Below are 15,337 nucleotides of genomic sequence, written 5' to 3' on the forward strand. Positions count from 1 at the left end.
CGGCAGCCACGGACCACGAAAAAGGGCCGTCGGAGCAATCCGGCGGCCCTTGTCGTATCTGGTGGGCGGCGAGGGGTTCGAACCCCCGACCCCCTCGGTGTAAACGAGGTGCTCTGACCAGCTGAGCTAGCCGCCCGTTCCTGTGCCTATGCCTGCGCGGCCTCAGCCGTTCAAGGCGCTTTTCAGCCCCTCACCCGGGCGAAAGCGCACGGTCCGCGTGGCGGGCTGCAAAAGCGGCTCGCCCGTCGCCGGGTGGCGCCCTGCCCGCTCGGCCCGGTCCACGGGCACAAAGGCGCCGAAGCCCGTGAGACGAACCGTCCGGCCCGCGGCCAAACCCTCGGAAATCCCCTCCAGTGTCGCTTCCAGAGCGAGGCGAGCCTGATCGGGGGTGAGACCGGCCGCACGCGCGATGCGGCCGATCAGTTCAGGTCTGGACATGAGGCTCTAGTGGCTGATCACGGCGTCGGAACCCGGGTCCTTGCCGGGCATGGCCGACGGCAGCGGTTCAGCCACCTCGTCCCACTCGACCGGCGTCAGCGTGCCGACAAGGGCCCATTTCAGGGCCTCGTCCGCCGTGGACACCGGCACGATCTCCAGCGCCTGCTTGACCGTGTCCGGCACGTCGGCGAGGTCCTTCTCATTCTCCTGCGGGATCAGCACAGTCTTCACGCCTGATCGGAGCGCGGCGAGCAGCTTCTCCTTGAGGCCGCCGATCGCCGTGACGCGACCGCGCAGGGTGATCTCGCCGGTCATGGCGATATCCTTGCGCACCGGGATACCGGTCAGCACCGAGACCATGGCCACCGTCATCGCCACGCCGGCCGAAGGACCGTCCTTGGGCGTCGCGCCATCTGGCACGTGCACGTGGATGTCGGTCTTCTCGAACACCGGCGGCTTGACCCCGAACGTCAGGGCCCGGGCCCGCACATAGCTGGCGGCCGCCGAGATCGACTCCTTCATCACATCCTTCAGGTTGCCGGTCACGGTCATACGCCCGCGACCCGGCATCTTGATCGCCTCGATGGTCAGGATGTCTCCGCCGAACTCGGTCCAGGCCAGACCGGTGACGATGCCGACCTGGTCCTCGGTGTCCGTCTCGCCATGGCGGAATTTCCGCACGCCGGCATAGTCGGGCAGCTTGTCCGTATCGACCGTGATGGACAGGGCCTTGGTGCGGGCCATTTCCCGGACCGCCTTGCGGGCCAGTCCGCCCAGTGCGCGCTCCAGCGAACGCACACCAGCTTCCCGCGTGTAATAGCGGATCAGGTCGCGGATCGTGTCGTCCGGCACGATCCATTCGCCGTCCTTCAGGCCATGGTCCTTGGCCAGCTTGGGCAGCAGGTGGCGCTTGGCGATCTCGACCTTTTCATCCTCGGTGTAGCCCGAGACCCGGATGATCTCCATGCGATCCAGCAGCGGCTGGGGCATGTTCAGGCTGTTGGCCGTGGTGACGAACATTACGTTCGACAGGTCGTAGTCGACCTCCAGATAGTGGTCGCCGAAGGTCGAGTTCTGGGCCGGATCCAGCACCTCGAGCAGGGCCGATGAGGGGTCACCGCGCCAGTCGGCACCCAGCTTGTCGATCTCGTCCAGCAGGATGAAGGCGTTGGTCGTCTTGGCCTTCTTCATCGACTGGATGATCTTGCCGGGCATGGAGCCGATGTAGGTCCGGCGGTGACCGCGGATCTCGGCCTCATCGCGCACCCCGCCCAGCGACATGCGCACATACTCGCGGCCCGTCGCCTTGGCGATCGACTTGGCCAGAGAGGTCTTGCCGACGCCCGGAGGGCCGACCAGGCACAGAATCGGGCCCTTCAGGCTGCCCGTGCGGGCCTGTACGGCCAGATACTCAATGATGCGTTCCTTGACCTTCTCGAGGCCATAGTGGTCCTCCTCGAGAATGGACTCGGCCTTGTCGAGATTAATCGGCCTGGTCCGCGCCTTGCCCCAGGGGATACCCAGCAGCCAGTCGAGGTAGTTCCGCACCACGGTCGACTCCGCCGACATGGGGCTCATGTTGCGCAGCTTCTTGACCTCGGCGTCCGCCTTTGCGCGCGCTTCCTTGGACAGGCGCGTCTTGCGGATGCGCTTCTCCAGCTCCATGACCTCGTCACGGGCGTCGTCGGTCTCACCCAGCTCTCGCTGGATCGCCTTCATCTGCTCGTTCAGATAATACTCGCGCTGGGTCTTCTCCATCTGCCGCTTCACACGGCTGCGGATTTTCTTCTCGACCTGCAGGACGCTGATCTCGCCCTCCATCAGGGCATAGACCCCCTCCAGGCGCGCGGCGACGTCGACGGTCTCCAGCAGGGCCTGTTTGTCGGCGATCTTCACCGACAGATGGGCAGCGACCGAGTCGGCCAGCTTGGACGCATCCGTGATCTGGGGGATGGAGGTCAGGGCCTCGGGCGGCACCTTCTTGTTGAGCTTCACATAGCTTTCGAACTGCTCGACCACGGCGCGCGACAGGGCCTCGGCGCGCGAGGCGTCGGTCGACTCATCTGCGATGTCCTCGGCCTCGGCCTCGAAATATTCGGTCTGGTCGGTAAAGCGTGTCAGGCGTGCGCGGCTTTTGCCCTCGACCAGCACCTTTACGGTGCCATCGGGCAGTTTGAGCAGTTGCAGCACATTGGCGATCACGCCGATCGGATAGATGGCGTCAGGCCCCGGATCGTCATCGACGGAGTTCTTCTGGGTTGCCAGCAGGATCTGCTTCTCGCCCTTCATGATCTCGTCCAGTGCGCGGACGGATTTCTCGCGCCCCACGAACAGCGGCACGACCATGTGCGGGAAGACGACAATGTCCCGCAGCGGCAGGACGGGAAGGGTTCTGGTCTCGGACATGATACTTACTTTCCCGGGCCTTTGCTTATCTCCGGCCCGCCACCCGTAGGTGCCCGACGCTATGCCGGACCCCGTCGGGGTGACCCGTCGATTCCGACGGCGTTCATGTGAGTATGTGGGTCGCGGTGCCCCCGGTTCAAGCGTAACGGCAAATTGCCCCCATCGTAGCTGTTGACGGGGCTTTCGGCGGGTCCGGCGCTACTCCGTCACCGGTCGGGTTCCGGCCGACAGGTTGCATCGTCGCCGCGCACGATTTGCGTCGCCTGACAGCGGGAGCTAGACCAGCCCCGAACTCTGTCATGGAAGGTCTGCGGATGGCGGTTTCCCGCCGCGAAACGCTTCACGCCGCCTGGCGGGAGCGGATTGGCCCGGTGTGGAAGAGCCGCCTGGCGTCGGGCGGCGGCGCTGTGCTGGTCGGTTTGTTCGCCTTCTGCTTTGCCTGGTCCGCCGACCATGCCCAGGCCCTGTTCGGACGGGTGTCCAGCAGTTGGCCCTACGCCCCGCTGATCGTCACTCCCCTCGGCTTCTTGCTGCTGGCATGGCTGACCCGGCGTTTCGCGCCCCTGGCCAGGGGCTCAGGGATCCCGCAGGTGATCGCCGCGGCCCGGCAACCGGCCAGCTCACGGCCTCTGGTGTCGCTGCGTACCGCCCTGTTCAAGCTGGTCGCAACCCTGCTCGCCATGGGAGTCGGGGGATCGGTCGGACGTGAGGGCCCGACGGTCCAGGTGGGCGCCGCCATCATGGCCGCCTCGCACCGCCTGCTGCGGGTTCCGGTCAATGCGGCCGTGATCATTGCCGGGGGCGCGGCCGGGGTCGCTGCGGCTTTTAACACCCCGATCGCCGGGGTCGCCTTCGCCCTTGAGGAGCTGGCCGCCGCCTATGAGCAGCGGCTGACCCTGCTGGTCATGGCCGCCGTGGTGATCGCCGGCCTGATCCCGCTCAGCCTGTCGGGGGACTACGTCTATTTCGGCGTCGTGTCCGAGACCATGTCGGCCCTCAAGGCTTTGCCCATTGCCCTTCTGGTCGGGCTGGTCGGCGGGGCGGCAGGCGGGCTGTTCTCGCGAGTGTCCCTGCGGTTACTCGCCAGGGGCTCGATTCTGGGGCGTCGCCCGCTGATGACGGCGCTGGTCTGCGGCATCATCGTGGCCGTGATCGGCGTTGCGGCCCAGGGCCTGACCTGGGGCACCGGCTATGACGCGGCCCGGACCCTGGTCGAGGGCGGTCGTCAGCCCATCTGGTTCGCCCCGGCCAAGTTCATCGCCACCCTCGCCTCAAGCCTGTCCGGGGCGCCGGGCGGGGTGTTTGCGCCCTCGCTGTCGGTGGGCGCGGGCCTTGGCGGCCTGCTGGCCAATGTCTTCCCGGAGGAAAGCCGCAGCGCCATCGTCCTGATCGGCATGATCGCCTATTTCGTGGGCGTGGTGCGGGCGCCGCTGACGGCGGTCGTCATCATCTCCGAGATGACCGCCAACCGGGGCATGATCCTGCCCCTGTTCACCGCCGCCGTTGTCGCTGACTTTGCCGCCAAGGCCGTCAGCGGGCGTCGCCTGTATCACGGACTGGCCGACAATCTGACGCCGGAGCCGGAAGACCCGTCCCCGGACCGGGTCAAGCCCTGACGGTGGCGCCGAGGGACTTGCGACAGGCGTCAGCCTCCTCGACCAGGGCCGCCCGGCGCTCCTCCGGCCATTTGTCCAGCGTGCGATAGGGCATGGCGAGCCGCGGGTTGTCGCGCAGGACCTTGCGATTCCGCTCCAGAAAGCCCCAGTAGAGGCGATTGAAGGGACAGGCCTTGTCCCCCGTCTTTTCCTTCACGTCATACGCGCAGCCGGCGCAGTAGTCGCTCATCCGGTCGATGTAGGCCCCGGACGCGGCATAGGGCTTGGACCCCACGATCCCGCCGTCCGCATAGGTCGCCATGCCGCGTGTGTTCGGCATCTCGACCCATTCATAGGCATCGGCGAACACCACCATGTACCAGTCGTCCACCTCGTCCGGGTGCACGCCCAGCAGCATGGCCAGATTGCCGGTGACCATCAGCCGCTGGATATGGTGGGCATAGGCATGCGTCCGGGCCTGTGCGACGACATCGGCCACACAGGCCATGTCGGTCTCGCCGGACCAGTAGAACCATGGCAGGCTGCGGTCGGCGTCCAGGGCGTTCCGCTTGCGATATTCGGGGACCTTGAGCCAGTAGACGCCGCGCACGAACTCGCGCCAGCCCAAGATCTGGCGGATGAAGCCCTCCACCGCGTTCAGCGGCGCGGATCCGTTGCGAAAGGCCTGCTCGGCCCTCTGACAGATGTCCAGCGGGCCCAGCAGGCCCAGGTTCAGCGAGGTCGAGACCAGGCTGTGCCAGAGGAAGGCTTCACCGTTGGCCATGGCGTCCTGCCAATCGCCGAAGCCGGGCAGGATGTCGTCGATGAAATGGTCCAGGGCAGCCCCGGCCTGCTCCCGGGTGACCGGCCAGTCGAAGCCGTCCAGATCGCCGAAGTGGTCGGCAAACCGGTCGCCCACCAGAGCCATCACCTCCTTGGTCGAGGCGTCGGGCGGGAAGCGCTTCCGCCGTGGGAGGGTCTGATCGGCGGGTAGCTTCTTGCGGTTCTCGGCGTCATAGTTCCACTCACCGCCCTCGGGCTGGTCACCGTCCATGAGCAGACCGGTTTCGCGGCGCATCTCGCGGTAGAAATACTCCATGCGCAGCTGGCGGCGGTCGCTGGCCCAGGCGCGGAAACGGTCGGCTGAACAGATGAAGCGGTCGTCCTCCCGGGCCTCGACGGGAACGTCGAGGGTGTCCGCCAAGGCATTGAGCGATTCCTCGAGGCGCCACTCGCCGCAGCGGGTGCGGATCAGGCGGTCGGCCCGCAGATCCTTGACGGCCCGGCGGACCTCGCCGGCGATTGAGCCGCTGTTGTCCGCATCATCCAGCGCGACGTAGCGCACCGTGTGGCCGGATGTCCGCAGCCGTTCGGCAAAGGCGCGCATGGCGGCCAGCACCAGCACGATCTTCTGCTTGTGATGCCGCACATAGGTCGCCTCTTCGGCAACCTCGGCCATCAGGATGACGTCACCCTCGCGGATGTCCGACAGGGCGCTCAGGCCGTCGCTGAGCTGGTCGCCCAGAACAAGACGGAGCGCCCCCATGCCGGCGTCAGGCGGCGCCGTCGGCCTTTTTCTTCTTGTCGGCGTAGATCAGGAGGGGCTGGGCCTTGCCCTCGATGACCTCGGCGTTAACGACCACTTCCTCGACGCCCTCGAAGGTGGGCAGTTCGAACATGGTCTCCAGCAGGATGCCTTCGAGGATGGAGCGCAGGCCCCGGGCACCGGTCTTGCGCTTGATGGCCTTGCCGGCGACGGCGGTGAGCGCGTCATCGGTGAAGGTCAGTTCGACATTTTCCATCTCGAACAGGCGCTTGTACTGCTTGACCAGGGCGTTCTTGGGCTGGGTCAGGATGGTGACCAGAGCGGTCTCGTCCAGATCCTCCAGGGTCGCCAGAACCGGCAGACGGCCGATGAACTCGGGGATCAGGCCAAAGCGCATCAGATCGTCGGGCTCGACCCCCTTGAGGATGTCGCCGGTGCGGCGCTCGTCGATTTCCTTGACCTTGGCGCCGAAGCCGATCGAGGCCCCCTCGCCGCGCGCCGAGATGACCTTTTCCAGGCCAGCGAAGGCGCCGCCGACGATGAACAGGATGTTGGCGGTGTCGACCTGCAGGAACTCCTGCTGCGGGTGCTTGCGACCCCCCTGCGGCGGCACGGAGGCGACCGTGCCTTCCATGATCTTCAGCAGGGCCTGCTGGACGCCCTCACCCGACACGTCGCGGGTGATCGAGGGGTTGTCCGACTTGCGCGAAATCTTGTCGATCTCGTCGATGTAGACGATGCCGCGCTGGGCCCGCTCGACGTTGTAGTCCGAGGCCTGCAGCAGCTTGAGGATGATGTTCTCGACGTCCTCGCCCACATAGCCGGCTTCGGTCAGGGTCGTGGCATCCGCCATGGTGAAGGGCACGTCGATGATGCGCGCCAGCGTCTGGGCCAGCAGCGTCTTGCCCGAGCCGGTCGGCCCGATCAGCATGATGTTGGACTTGGCCAGTTCGACGTCGTTGTTCTTCGTCGCGTGGTTCAGGCGCTTGTAGTGGTTGTGCACCGCGACCGAGAGCACCTTCTTGGCGTGCGACTGACCGATGACGTAGTCGTCCAGGACCTCGCGGATCTCGCGAGGCGTGGGCACGCCGTCCTTGGCCTTCACGAAGCCGATCTTGTGCTCTTCGCGGATGATATCCATGCACAGTTCGACGCATTCATCGCAGATGAACACGGTCGGCCCGGCAATCAGCTTGCGGACCTCGTGCTGGCTCTTGCCGCAAAACGAGCAATAGAGCGTGCTTTTAGCGTCTGTACCGGCGGCTTTGGTCATCGACCCTTCTCACTCCCACGAACCCGAAATCCGGAGTCCGCGCTTCCTGCGAACCTGATTCCGAAAGCCTAGGTCCGAAGGTCTTCAAAAATTGACAATCCCCCATCCGGGGCGAGGCGACAACCCCATCCGATCAGACAGATTGGGGACGATCACGGAATTGAGCCTGATCCTTTATCAAGGCGAAGTTCTGACATAGGCATCGGCTGCCCCCATCGCCAGCCCCCGGACCAGACCCCTGCCCCCAGCCCGCACTCCCACCGGACCGCTCGTTGCCTTCGACTTTGACGGCACCCTGACCGTGGCCGACAGCTTCACGGCCTTCCTGCGCTGGCGGGAGGGAGCGGTTGGCTGGTGGACCGGACTGGCCAGCCTTGCCCCCGCCACGGCGCGCTACCTGGTCGACCGGGACCGGGGGCGGATCAAGGCAGCGGCCGTCGAACGGTTCCTGAAGGGGGTTCCGACCGATCAGCTGTCCGCCGAGGCCGAGCGGTTTGCGGACGCGGTCTGGGACCGCTTCATGCGACCCGATGCCCTGGCCTGCTGGGAGGACTGGGGCCGCAAGGGGGCGCACCGGGTGATCGTGACGGCATCGCCCGCCCTGACGGTCGCGCCCTTTGCCCGGCGGCTGGGCGCCGAAGCCCTGATCGGGACCGAACTGGAGTTCGATGCGGAGGGCCGGGTCACCGGCGCCTTCGTCGGCGAGAATTGCCGCGGGCAGGAGAAGGTCGAGCGCCTGATCCGTGCCTATGGGCCCGAAGCCGAGCTGGAAGCGGCCTATGGCGACACCTCGGGCGATGCCGAGATGCTGGCGCGCGCCGCCCATCCGGGCTTTCGCCGGTTCCGGCAGAAGCCCTGAGGCCTACTCCTCATCCTGCTCGCGATAGGCGGCGACGATGGCCTGGGTGATGGTCTGGACCTGCACCATGGTGCTGATCCGGCCGGGACGCACCGCGTACATGCCGTCCATATAGGCGCGGTCCCAGCCGGACAGGCCGGCAATGCTGTCCGGGGTCTCGAACAGATTGAGGATTGTCTCATAGCGGCTGGTGTCGGCGTCGGGATTGACCTGGACCAGGGCGACCATGGCCACGTAGTCGCCCAGCTGTTCCAGCGAGACACCGCCCAGCTTGTCGACGTCGATGATGACGAAGGACCGCTTCATCGTGTCCTCGATTGAGGACTGGATACGCGAGGCGACGGTCACGCTGACCTGGGGTGCATAGCCCAGCACGTCATATTGAGGATCATAGCCAGGGACGTAGTCGCCGGGCAGGCGGGCTGCCCGGGTTCCAGTCTCGGAGTCGGTCGGCATGCTGACGTGCCACCAGCGGACGGGGCGATCTGACGACATGAATTCCTCGAGCGCATTGCGGCCCCGGTCCATGCCCCCGCCGCCGACGACGAACAGGCGCGGACGCATCTCGACGAAGTCGCGGGTGAAGCTGGCGCCGTCGGTCGTGCCGATGATGAGGATGCTGGGCTGGCAGCCCGGCTGGCCGGCGCTCAGGCCCAGGTCGCGCGCGACGTCGGAGACCCGGTCGACCAGATATTGCGCAAGCTCGGGGTCAAAATTGGCCGCCCCGACGCAGACGCCCTGACGCCAGCGGGCGGGCCCTCGGCCGCGGGCCGGGGCGGCGACCTCGCGGACGTATTCCGCCGTGCGCTCCTCGAGCCGGGTTCCCTCGACCACGATCTCTTCGAGCCGGTAGACGGTCGGGTCCTGGGCCGCAGACGGGGGCGGCGTCACGGGATCCTGGAGGGCGGTCAGCGCCAGACTTGCCGCAAACAGGGAACCGATCATGCCGCCCTCCATGCCGGTGGTCCCCTACGGGCCCCGGCGGTTGTGATGCTCAACCCTAGACGGTCTTGATCCCGTCGTCATCAGCCTGCTGGCGCCGGTCGTAGACGTGATCGACGATACCCCAGGACTTGGCCTCGTCCGCGCTCATGAAGTGGTCGCGGTCGAGGGTCTTGTCGACTTCCTCATAGGTGCGGCCGGTGTGGTGGACGTAGATTTCGTTCAGGCGGCGCTTGGTCTTGATGATGTCCTCGGCGTGGCGTTCGATATCCGAGGCGGTGCCGCGGAAGCCGCCCGAGGGCTGGTGCACCATGATGCGGGCGTTCGGCAGGGCGATGCGGTGTCCCGCCTCACCGGCCGTCAGGATCAGCGATCCGGCCGAGGCGGCCATGCCCATGACCACGGTCGAGACCGGCGACTTGATGTATTGCATGGTGTCGTAGATCGCGAGCGCCGAGGTCACCTGACCGCCGGGGCTGTTGATGTACATGCTGATTTCCTTCTTCGGGTTTTCCGATTCCAGATAGAGCAGCTGGGCGCAGATCAGGCTGGCCATGCCGTCCTCGAAGGGGCCGGTCAGGAAGATGATGCGCTCGCGCAGCAGGCGCGAGAAGATGTCGAACGCGCGCTCACCCCGGCTGGACTGCTCGACCACCATGGGGACGAGGTTGCTTTGGATGTAATCGATGGGATCGCGCATGAAGGCCTTCTTGGGTGCAAGGGGGCCCGACTCGGCGGTCCAGCCCGTTTGAGACCCGGAATATCGCGACCCGAACGGCCCGGCGCAAGGCGCGTCAATCGCTGGCTGGTTCCGCATCGTCGTTAACAGGCTCGGCCTTAAGCGTCCGCGCCAGATCCGAAGCGATGCCCGAGGCCAGAACCGCCGGATTGCGGCGCAGGGCGCGGTCGTCCCGGTACAGCCCCCTGAGGAAGGCCAGATCCCAGTCCGTCATCCCGTTGACCGAGGCCGGATCGTCGATAACGTTGAGCACCGTCGGAAACCCCGAGGTGTCGCCACGGGGGTCGATCTGGGCCAGTGCCACCATCGCCAGATAGTCGGCCAGCTGGGGACCCGTCAGGTGGGAGACGCCGTCCACATCGACCACCACGATCACCTTGTTCAGGTCGTCCCGGACAATGGTTGTCAGCAAGGAGCCGAAGGTGCTGAGCGTGGGTGCGGAGGGATTGCCCTCGTTATCCGTCTCGCCCGGAATGCGCACCGCAATACGACCTGTCTCGGAGTTGATCGGCAGGGCCATGTGCCACCAGCGTACCGGCGCATCCCCTTCCTGAAACCGCTGAAGGGCTGCGCGGCCAAGGTCCATGCCGCTGCCGCCGACGCGGAAAGCGGCGGGCTCGGCCTCGACCATGGCGCGGGCCATCCCGGCGCCGTCGTCGGCAAAGGTGATGATGACATTGGGCGAGCAGCCGGGCGCGCCGATCTCCAGCCCCAGATCCTCGGCCCGGGTCGAAATCACGTCGACCAGATACTGGGCCGCTTCGCCGCGCAAATTGACCACGCCGACACAGACGGTGTCGCGCCAGCGGGCGAGGCCCCGGCCCCGCGCCGGCACGGTCAGGCTGTAAACAAAGTCGCGCGCCGCCTCGTCCAGCGGACGTCCCAGGACGACGATGTCCTCGACGCGCGTTTCCGTCGGGTCCTGTGCGGCGGGGTCCTGAACCGGCGGATCCTGGGGCATGGCCGTGGCCAGCAGGGCAGCAAGGGCGGTGGCGGCCAGCATGGGAAACTCCGTACGGATTCAGGCCTCGCTGGCCCGACATTCAAACGCGCCCCGCCCATAATGCCGTCGCGACCGGAACGTGCATTACAACGCCGTAATGTCGCCGATCCGTAGCAAGGCAGCCGAAAGCGCCTCTCGCCGCGCGCGGCAGAGGGTTGGAGGGCAGGCGGAGCGCCGGGCCTTCGCCCGGAGAAGATGTGTTTTACCGTTTCGACGAAGGCTGACGCTCCGCGCGGTGGTTTTCCGGAAGCTTGCGTCGGGTGGCCGTGTTCGGGCCTTACCGCAGCGCCTCCGACGGGCGGGGGTGTCCTGCGACACCTCCCGGAACGGCCAAGTATCCCCCTCGACCCTTGCCTCGATCACGCACCCGGAGGCGGAGATCGAGGGTGTTTGAAGGTGGGCCTAACGCTCGCGGCGCGGTCGCTCGCTGCTTGAGGCCCCTCCAACCCCGCTCCATCGCTCCCGCCGCTCACAAGGTCGCAGGCCTTACGAGCCCTCCGCGCGACAGGACGGGTAGAGGTTTGCACGCGGCTGGACCAAGGCGGGGAAGTCGCGGCGGGACAAGGCGGGGGTGTTGAAAGGACGGGGGAATTGGGGCGCGGTCATGATGGCCGAGGCGTTTGACCCAGCGGTCCTTCTCCCCTTGCGGGAGAAGGTGGGCCGCGAAAGCGGCTCGGATGAGGGGTGGCGCCGCCCGTAAAGACACGCCCCCACATTCAGCCGCAGCAAGACCCCTCATCCGCCCCCTTCTCAGGGGGCACCTTCTCCCACAGGGGGAGAAGGATCACGATACGGCCTGCCCGAACGGTCCTCGGGTCGAGCCCGAGGATGACGGACTTTCTGTCCCCCTCCCCATGAGGGATGGGGAGGAGACGGGTCGTTGCGTGTCACTCCGGTTCGGACGGCGCAGTGGGGGTCACGATCTCGCGGGCCATGCCGTCAGCGATGGTGCCGACCCCACGGGTGCTGATCACCTCGTCGGTATAGAGGCCGGTGAGGAAGGCCCAGTCCCAGTCCGTCATATAGGGCGGGTGGACCGCCCCATCGGTGAACAGGTTGAGGATGGTGTCATAGCCACCGACCTCAGCGTCAGGATCGATCTGGGCCAGCGCCACCATGGCCACGTAGTCGGTCAGTTCGATCAGGCCCGTGCCCTCGGCCCGCGCCACATCCACGATGATGATGACCTGCTGGAGATCGTTGCGGCTGTGGTTCAGCAGGCGCGACCCCATGACGATCTGGCCAAAGTTGCCAAGGTCCGATGGCTGGGTGATCTTCCCGGTCCGGGTGGCGAAGGGCCGTTCTCCGGGGAGACGTACCGACGGCTGGCCCGTATAGATGTCGACCGGCAGGCTGACGTGCCACCAGCGCACGGGCGCGTCAGAGGCCTGGAAGGCCGCGAGGGCCTCGCGCCCCCGGTCCGTGCCGGCCGAGCCCAGAACGAATTGTCGGCGGCGGGCATCGACAAGGTCTTGCGCCATCCGGTCGCTGTCGTCGGTGAGCGCGATCAGGATGTTGGGCTCGCAGCCCGCCTCCTCGACCCGCAGTCCGACGTCGGAAGCCACGGTTGCGACCCGGTCCGCCATATAGCGGGCCGCCTCGCCCTGCATGTTCAGGACCTGCACACAGACATGATCGGCCCACCGGGCCGGTTCGCTGCGGCGGGCCGGGGCAATGATCTCGCGCGCAAAGGGAATGGCGCGCTCGCGGGCGCTCTGCTGCCGGCCCTCGACGGTGACTCCTTCGACGGTGACGGGACGTTCAGGGTCCTGTCCTGGCGGGTCCTGGGGTACAGGATCCTGAGCCAGCAGGGCGACGCTCAGCGCAAGCACGATGGCAGACATGGACAGCCCCTCCCGTATGTCGGGATGACTGTAGCCGAAACCCGGATAACGGCAATCCCGGGGACCGGACAGCAAAACGCCCGGCGCAGGAGCTGCGGCCGGGCGTTGAGGGTCAGTCGGGAAGAAGCGATCAGGCCTCTTCGTCTTCCTTCATCAGCTCGTCCTTGCTGATGGCCTTGTCGGTCATTTCCGCCTGGTTGAAGATCAGTTCGCAGACCTTCTCTTCGTAGATGGGGGCGCGCATCTGGGCGGCGGCCTCGGGGTTCTGGCGGTAGAAGTCCAGCACCTGACGCTCCTGACCCGGATAGTTGCGGGCCTCGGCCATCAGAGCGTTGTTCAGCTCCTGATCGGTGACGCCGACATTGTTGGCGCGGCCGATCTCGGCGAGCACCAGACCCAGGCGCACGCGGCGCTCGGCGATCTTGCGGTACTCTTCCTTGAGGGCCTTGTCGGACTTCTTGGCGTCCTCTTCCGGCAGGCGGCCGGCTTCCTTGTCGGCCTCGACCTGACGCCAGATGCCGTCGAACTCGGCCTCGACCATCTTGGGCGGCAGGTCGAAGCTGTGGCCGGCGTCCAGCTGGTCCAGCAGGGCGCGCTTCAGCTTGAAGCGGGCGGCGTTGGTGTACTGCTGGTTCAGGTTGTCCTTGAGGATGCTCTTCAGCTTCTCGAGGTCTTCCAGACCCAGACGCTTGGCGAAGTCGTCGTCGATCTTGGTTTCGGCCTCGGCCTTGATGGCCTTGACGGTCACGTCGAAGGTCGCGGCCTTACCGGCCAGATGAGCGGCCTGATAGTCCTCGGGGAAGGTGACCTCGACGACCTTTTCGTCGCCGACCTTGGCGCCCTTCAGCTGCTCTTCAAAGCCGGGGATGAAGCGGCCCGAACCGATCACCAGGTCGGCGTCGGTGGCCGAGCCGCCCTCGAAGGCCTCGCCGTCGATCTTGCCGACGAAGTCGATGGTCAGCTGGTCGCCGTCGGCGGCCTTGACCGTCTTGCCGGTCTTGTCCTCGTAGGACTTGGACTGCGAGGCCAGTTCCTTGAGGGTTTCGTCGATGTCGGCGTCGGTCGCCTCATAGACCGGGCGCTCCAGCTTGAGCGTCTTGGGGTCGACGGGGGTGAACTCGGGCATCACCTCGAGCGACATTTCGTAGGCGAGGTCGGCTTCACCGGCGACGACCTTGTCCATGTCGCTGGTCAGCTTCATCTCGGCCGGGGCGGCGGGACGGACCTTGGCCTCTTCCAGCGCCTTCTGGCTCGATTCATTGAGGGTGGTGTTGACGATCTCGCCCATCAGGTCGCGGCCATAGGCCTTTCGCACGTGGGAGGCGGGCACCTTGCCGGGGCGGAAGCCCTTGAGCTTCATCTGGGGCGCCACTTCCTTGATACGCGCGTCCAGCTTTTCGTTCAGCTCGGCGGCGGGAACGGTGACCTCGATCACGCGGCTGAGGCCGGCGGCGGACTTTTCAACGACTTGCATGGACGATCTGACGTTCTGGGGGCGCGACCGTCAGGAGATCGCGCGCATGGTGGGACAAGCAAATAGGGCCGCCCTTTGTGGAGCGGCACCTCGAAGCCCGCCCTTATGTCGAGAACGCCGCCAAAGGTCAACGCGCGCTGCGATCCGGCGACGGTTCACAGGCGGCAGACGGCAGCCTATGTCAGAGCGATGAGCACCCCCTCCTCCCCCCTCGGCCTGTTCATCTGTCCGGTCACGCCCCTGCAGCAGAACTGCACCGTCGTCTGGTGTACGGCGACGAAGATCGCGGCGGTGATCGATCCGGGCGCCTCCGGGCCGATCATCCTGGACGAAATCCGGCGGCGCGGCCTGACGCTGGAGCAGATCTGGATCACCCACGGCCATCTGGACCATGCGGGCGGGGCGGCCGAACTGCACGAGCTGTCCGGGGCGCCCATCATCGGCCCGCACCCGGACGACCAGTTCTGGATCGACGGCATTCCGCAGCAGGGACAGATGTACGGCCTGCCCGAAGCGCGGAGCTTCACGCCCGACCGCTGGCTGGACGAGGGCGACGAACTGACGCTGGGCGAGACCCGCTGGGTAGTGTTCCGGACACCGGGCCATACGCCGGGCCATGTCATCTTCTACTGCGAGCAGGCGCGCTTCGCCCAGGTCGGCGATGTTCTGTTCCAGGGCTCGGTGGGGCGCACCGACTTTCCGAGGAGCGACCCGCAGGCCCTGATCGACAGCATCGTCACCAAGCTGTGGCCGCTGGGGGATGACGTGACCTTTGTGCCCGGGCACGGGCCGCATTCGACCTTCGGCGCCGAGCGGCGCAGCAACCCGTTTGTGTCCGACCGGGCGCTCGCCGGACAGGGGTTCGCGCGGCCCGCTGAGTCGGATCGTCGCACGCCACCTTAGGGGGAACCGGACGGGGGCCACGGGGTTCTTTCTGCACAGTTTTCGATTTGTCAGAAAGGTCAACATCATGGCCGAGGCCAAGCCCCCAGCTCGCGCGTCCGGAGTGTCCAAGCGCGGCTTTGCGTCGATGGACCCGGAACGCCAGCGCGCCATCGCCCGCAAGGGTGGCGCCAGCGTGCCGAGCGAAAAACGCAGCTTCTCGCAGGACCGGGCGCTGGCCGCCCAGGCCGGCCGCAAGGGCGGTGAAGCCTCTCACGGCAGCCGCCGCACTGAAGAAACCGCGACCGCCACGCCCAAATAGGCGCGGCCCGTGCC

General features: G+C 66.5%; 13 protein-coding genes and 1 tRNA gene. 4 read left to right on the forward strand and 10 right to left on the reverse strand.

Annotated features, from left to right (window positions below; all coding sequences use genetic code 11):
- Positions 1 to 59: 59 nt before the first annotated feature.
- The 3 genes from LC068_RS02720 to lon all read right to left on the reverse strand — a co-directional run bounded on the left by LC068_RS02720 (position 60) and on the right by lon (position 2,844).
- Positions 60 to 136, reverse strand: a tRNA-Val gene (locus tag LC068_RS02720).
- A gap of 26 nt (positions 137 to 162) precedes the next feature.
- Entirely contained in the window at positions 163 to 438 is a 276-nt protein-coding gene (locus LC068_RS02725; protein WP_209120191.1) for an HU family DNA-binding protein, read from the reverse strand.
- Positions 439 to 444: 6 nt separating this feature from the next.
- Entirely contained in the window at positions 445 to 2,844 is a 2,400-nt protein-coding gene (gene lon / locus LC068_RS02730; protein ID WP_226634330.1) for an endopeptidase La, read from the reverse strand.
- A gap of 314 nt (positions 2,845 to 3,158) precedes the next feature.
- On the opposite strand from lon, the gene LC068_RS02735 reads away from it, so the two are divergent.
- On the forward strand, positions 3,159 to 4,460 hold the full coding sequence (locus tag LC068_RS02735) for a chloride channel protein (protein ID WP_226634332.1): 1,302 nt from the start codon (positions 3,159 to 3,161) through the stop codon (positions 4,458 to 4,460).
- Here the strand turns inward: LC068_RS02735 and LC068_RS02740 are convergent.
- Positions 4,450 to 5,985 carry a cryptochrome/photolyase family protein gene (locus LC068_RS02740; RefSeq protein ID WP_226634334.1) on the reverse strand — a complete coding sequence of 512 codons (1,536 nt, stop codon included), beginning with the start codon at positions 5,983 to 5,985 and terminating at the stop codon, positions 4,450 to 4,452. The genes LC068_RS02735 and LC068_RS02740 overlap by 11 nt on opposite strands.
- Positions 5,986 to 5,992: 7 nt before the next feature.
- The gene (gene clpX, locus LC068_RS02745) at positions 5,993 to 7,258 is read right to left on the reverse strand and encodes an ATP-dependent Clp protease ATP-binding subunit ClpX (protein WP_226634336.1); all 1,266 of its coding nucleotides are present in this window, start codon (positions 7,256 to 7,258) and stop codon (positions 5,993 to 5,995) included.
- Between the two features lie 238 nt (positions 7,259 to 7,496).
- Between clpX and LC068_RS02750 the strand changes: the two genes are divergently transcribed.
- Entirely contained in the window at positions 7,497 to 8,117 is a 621-nt protein-coding gene (locus LC068_RS02750) for an HAD-IB family hydrolase (protein ID WP_226635444.1), read from the forward strand.
- 3 nt (positions 8,118 to 8,120) lie between these two features.
- Here the strand turns inward: LC068_RS02750 and LC068_RS02755 are convergent, their stop codons facing one another.
- From LC068_RS02755 to tig, 5 genes are all read right to left on the reverse strand, one after another.
- On the reverse strand, positions 8,121 to 9,062 hold the full coding sequence (locus LC068_RS02755; RefSeq protein WP_226634338.1) for a hypothetical protein: 942 nt from the start codon (positions 9,060 to 9,062) through the stop codon (positions 8,121 to 8,123).
- Positions 9,063 to 9,117: 55 nt separating this feature from the next.
- A complete protein-coding gene (locus LC068_RS02760; RefSeq protein WP_226634340.1) occupies positions 9,118 to 9,759 on the reverse strand; it encodes an ATP-dependent Clp protease proteolytic subunit in 642 nt (213 codons plus the stop codon).
- 94 nt (positions 9,760 to 9,853) lie between these two features.
- Positions 9,854 to 10,801: a hypothetical protein gene (locus LC068_RS02765; RefSeq protein WP_226634343.1), complete on the reverse strand. Its 948-nt coding sequence runs from the start codon at positions 10,799 to 10,801 to the stop codon at positions 9,854 to 9,856.
- An 887-nt stretch (positions 10,802 to 11,688) separates the two neighbouring features.
- The gene (locus tag LC068_RS02770; RefSeq protein ID WP_226634345.1) at positions 11,689 to 12,645 is read right to left on the reverse strand and encodes a hypothetical protein; all 957 of its coding nucleotides are present in this window, start codon (positions 12,643 to 12,645) and stop codon (positions 11,689 to 11,691) included.
- A gap of 130 nt (positions 12,646 to 12,775) precedes the next feature.
- On the reverse strand, positions 12,776 to 14,119 hold the full coding sequence (tig, locus tag LC068_RS02775) for a trigger factor (protein WP_226634348.1): 1,344 nt from the start codon (positions 14,117 to 14,119) through the stop codon (positions 12,776 to 12,778).
- A gap of 189 nt (positions 14,120 to 14,308) precedes the next feature.
- On the opposite strand from tig, the gene LC068_RS02780 reads away from it, so the two are divergent.
- Both LC068_RS02780 and LC068_RS02785 read left to right on the forward strand, forming a co-directional pair.
- Positions 14,309 to 15,022, forward strand: a complete 714-nt coding sequence (locus LC068_RS02780) for an MBL fold metallo-hydrolase (RefSeq protein WP_226634351.1) — start codon at positions 14,309 to 14,311, stop codon at positions 15,020 to 15,022.
- A gap of 67 nt (positions 15,023 to 15,089) precedes the next feature.
- Positions 15,090 to 15,323 carry a con-10 family general stress protein gene (locus LC068_RS02785; protein ID WP_226634354.1) on the forward strand — a complete coding sequence of 78 codons (234 nt, stop codon included), beginning with the start codon at positions 15,090 to 15,092 and terminating at the stop codon, positions 15,321 to 15,323.
- Positions 15,324 to 15,337: the final 14 nt, after the last annotated feature.

This window comes from Brevundimonas poindexterae (genome assembly GCF_020524625.1).
GTDB classification, from domain to species: Bacteria; Pseudomonadota; Alphaproteobacteria; order Caulobacterales; family Caulobacteraceae; genus Brevundimonas; species Brevundimonas poindexterae_A.

Bases quoted from the DNA above. Each gene is read 5' to 3' on its own strand.
- LC068_RS02725 (WP_209120191.1), bottom strand. From the start codon at position 438: ATGTCCAGACCTGAACTGATCGGCCGCATCGCGCGTGCGGCCGGTCTC.
- lon (WP_226634330.1), bottom strand. From the start codon at position 2,844: ATGTCCGAGACCAGAACCCTTCCCGTCCTGCCGCTGCGGGACATTGTC.
- LC068_RS02735 (WP_226634332.1), top strand. From the start codon at position 3,159: ATGGCGGTTTCCCGCCGCGAAACGCTTCACGCCGCCTGGCGGGAGCGG.
- LC068_RS02740 (WP_226634334.1), bottom strand. From the start codon at position 5,985: ATGGGGGCGCTCCGTCTTGTTCTGGGCGACCAGCTCAGCGACGGCCTG.
- clpX (WP_226634336.1), bottom strand. From the start codon at position 7,258: ATGACCAAAGCCGCCGGTACAGACGCTAAAAGCACGCTCTATTGCTCG.
- LC068_RS02755 (WP_226634338.1), bottom strand. From the start codon at position 9,062: ATGATCGGTTCCCTGTTTGCGGCAAGTCTGGCGCTGACCGCCCTCCAG.
- LC068_RS02760 (WP_226634340.1), bottom strand. From the start codon at position 9,759: ATGCGCGATCCCATCGATTACATCCAAAGCAACCTCGTCCCCATGGTG.
- LC068_RS02765 (WP_226634343.1), bottom strand. From the start codon at position 10,801: ATGCTGGCCGCCACCGCCCTTGCTGCCCTGCTGGCCACGGCCATGCCC.
- LC068_RS02770 (WP_226634345.1), bottom strand. From the start codon at position 12,645: ATGTCTGCCATCGTGCTTGCGCTGAGCGTCGCCCTGCTGGCTCAGGAT.
- tig (WP_226634348.1), bottom strand. From the start codon at position 14,119: ATGCAAGTCGTTGAAAAGTCCGCCGCCGGCCTCAGCCGCGTGATCGAG.
- LC068_RS02780 (WP_226634351.1), top strand. From the start codon at position 14,309: ATGAGCACCCCCTCCTCCCCCCTCGGCCTGTTCATCTGTCCGGTCACG.
- LC068_RS02785 (WP_226634354.1), top strand. From the start codon at position 15,090: ATGGCCGAGGCCAAGCCCCCAGCTCGCGCGTCCGGAGTGTCCAAGCGC.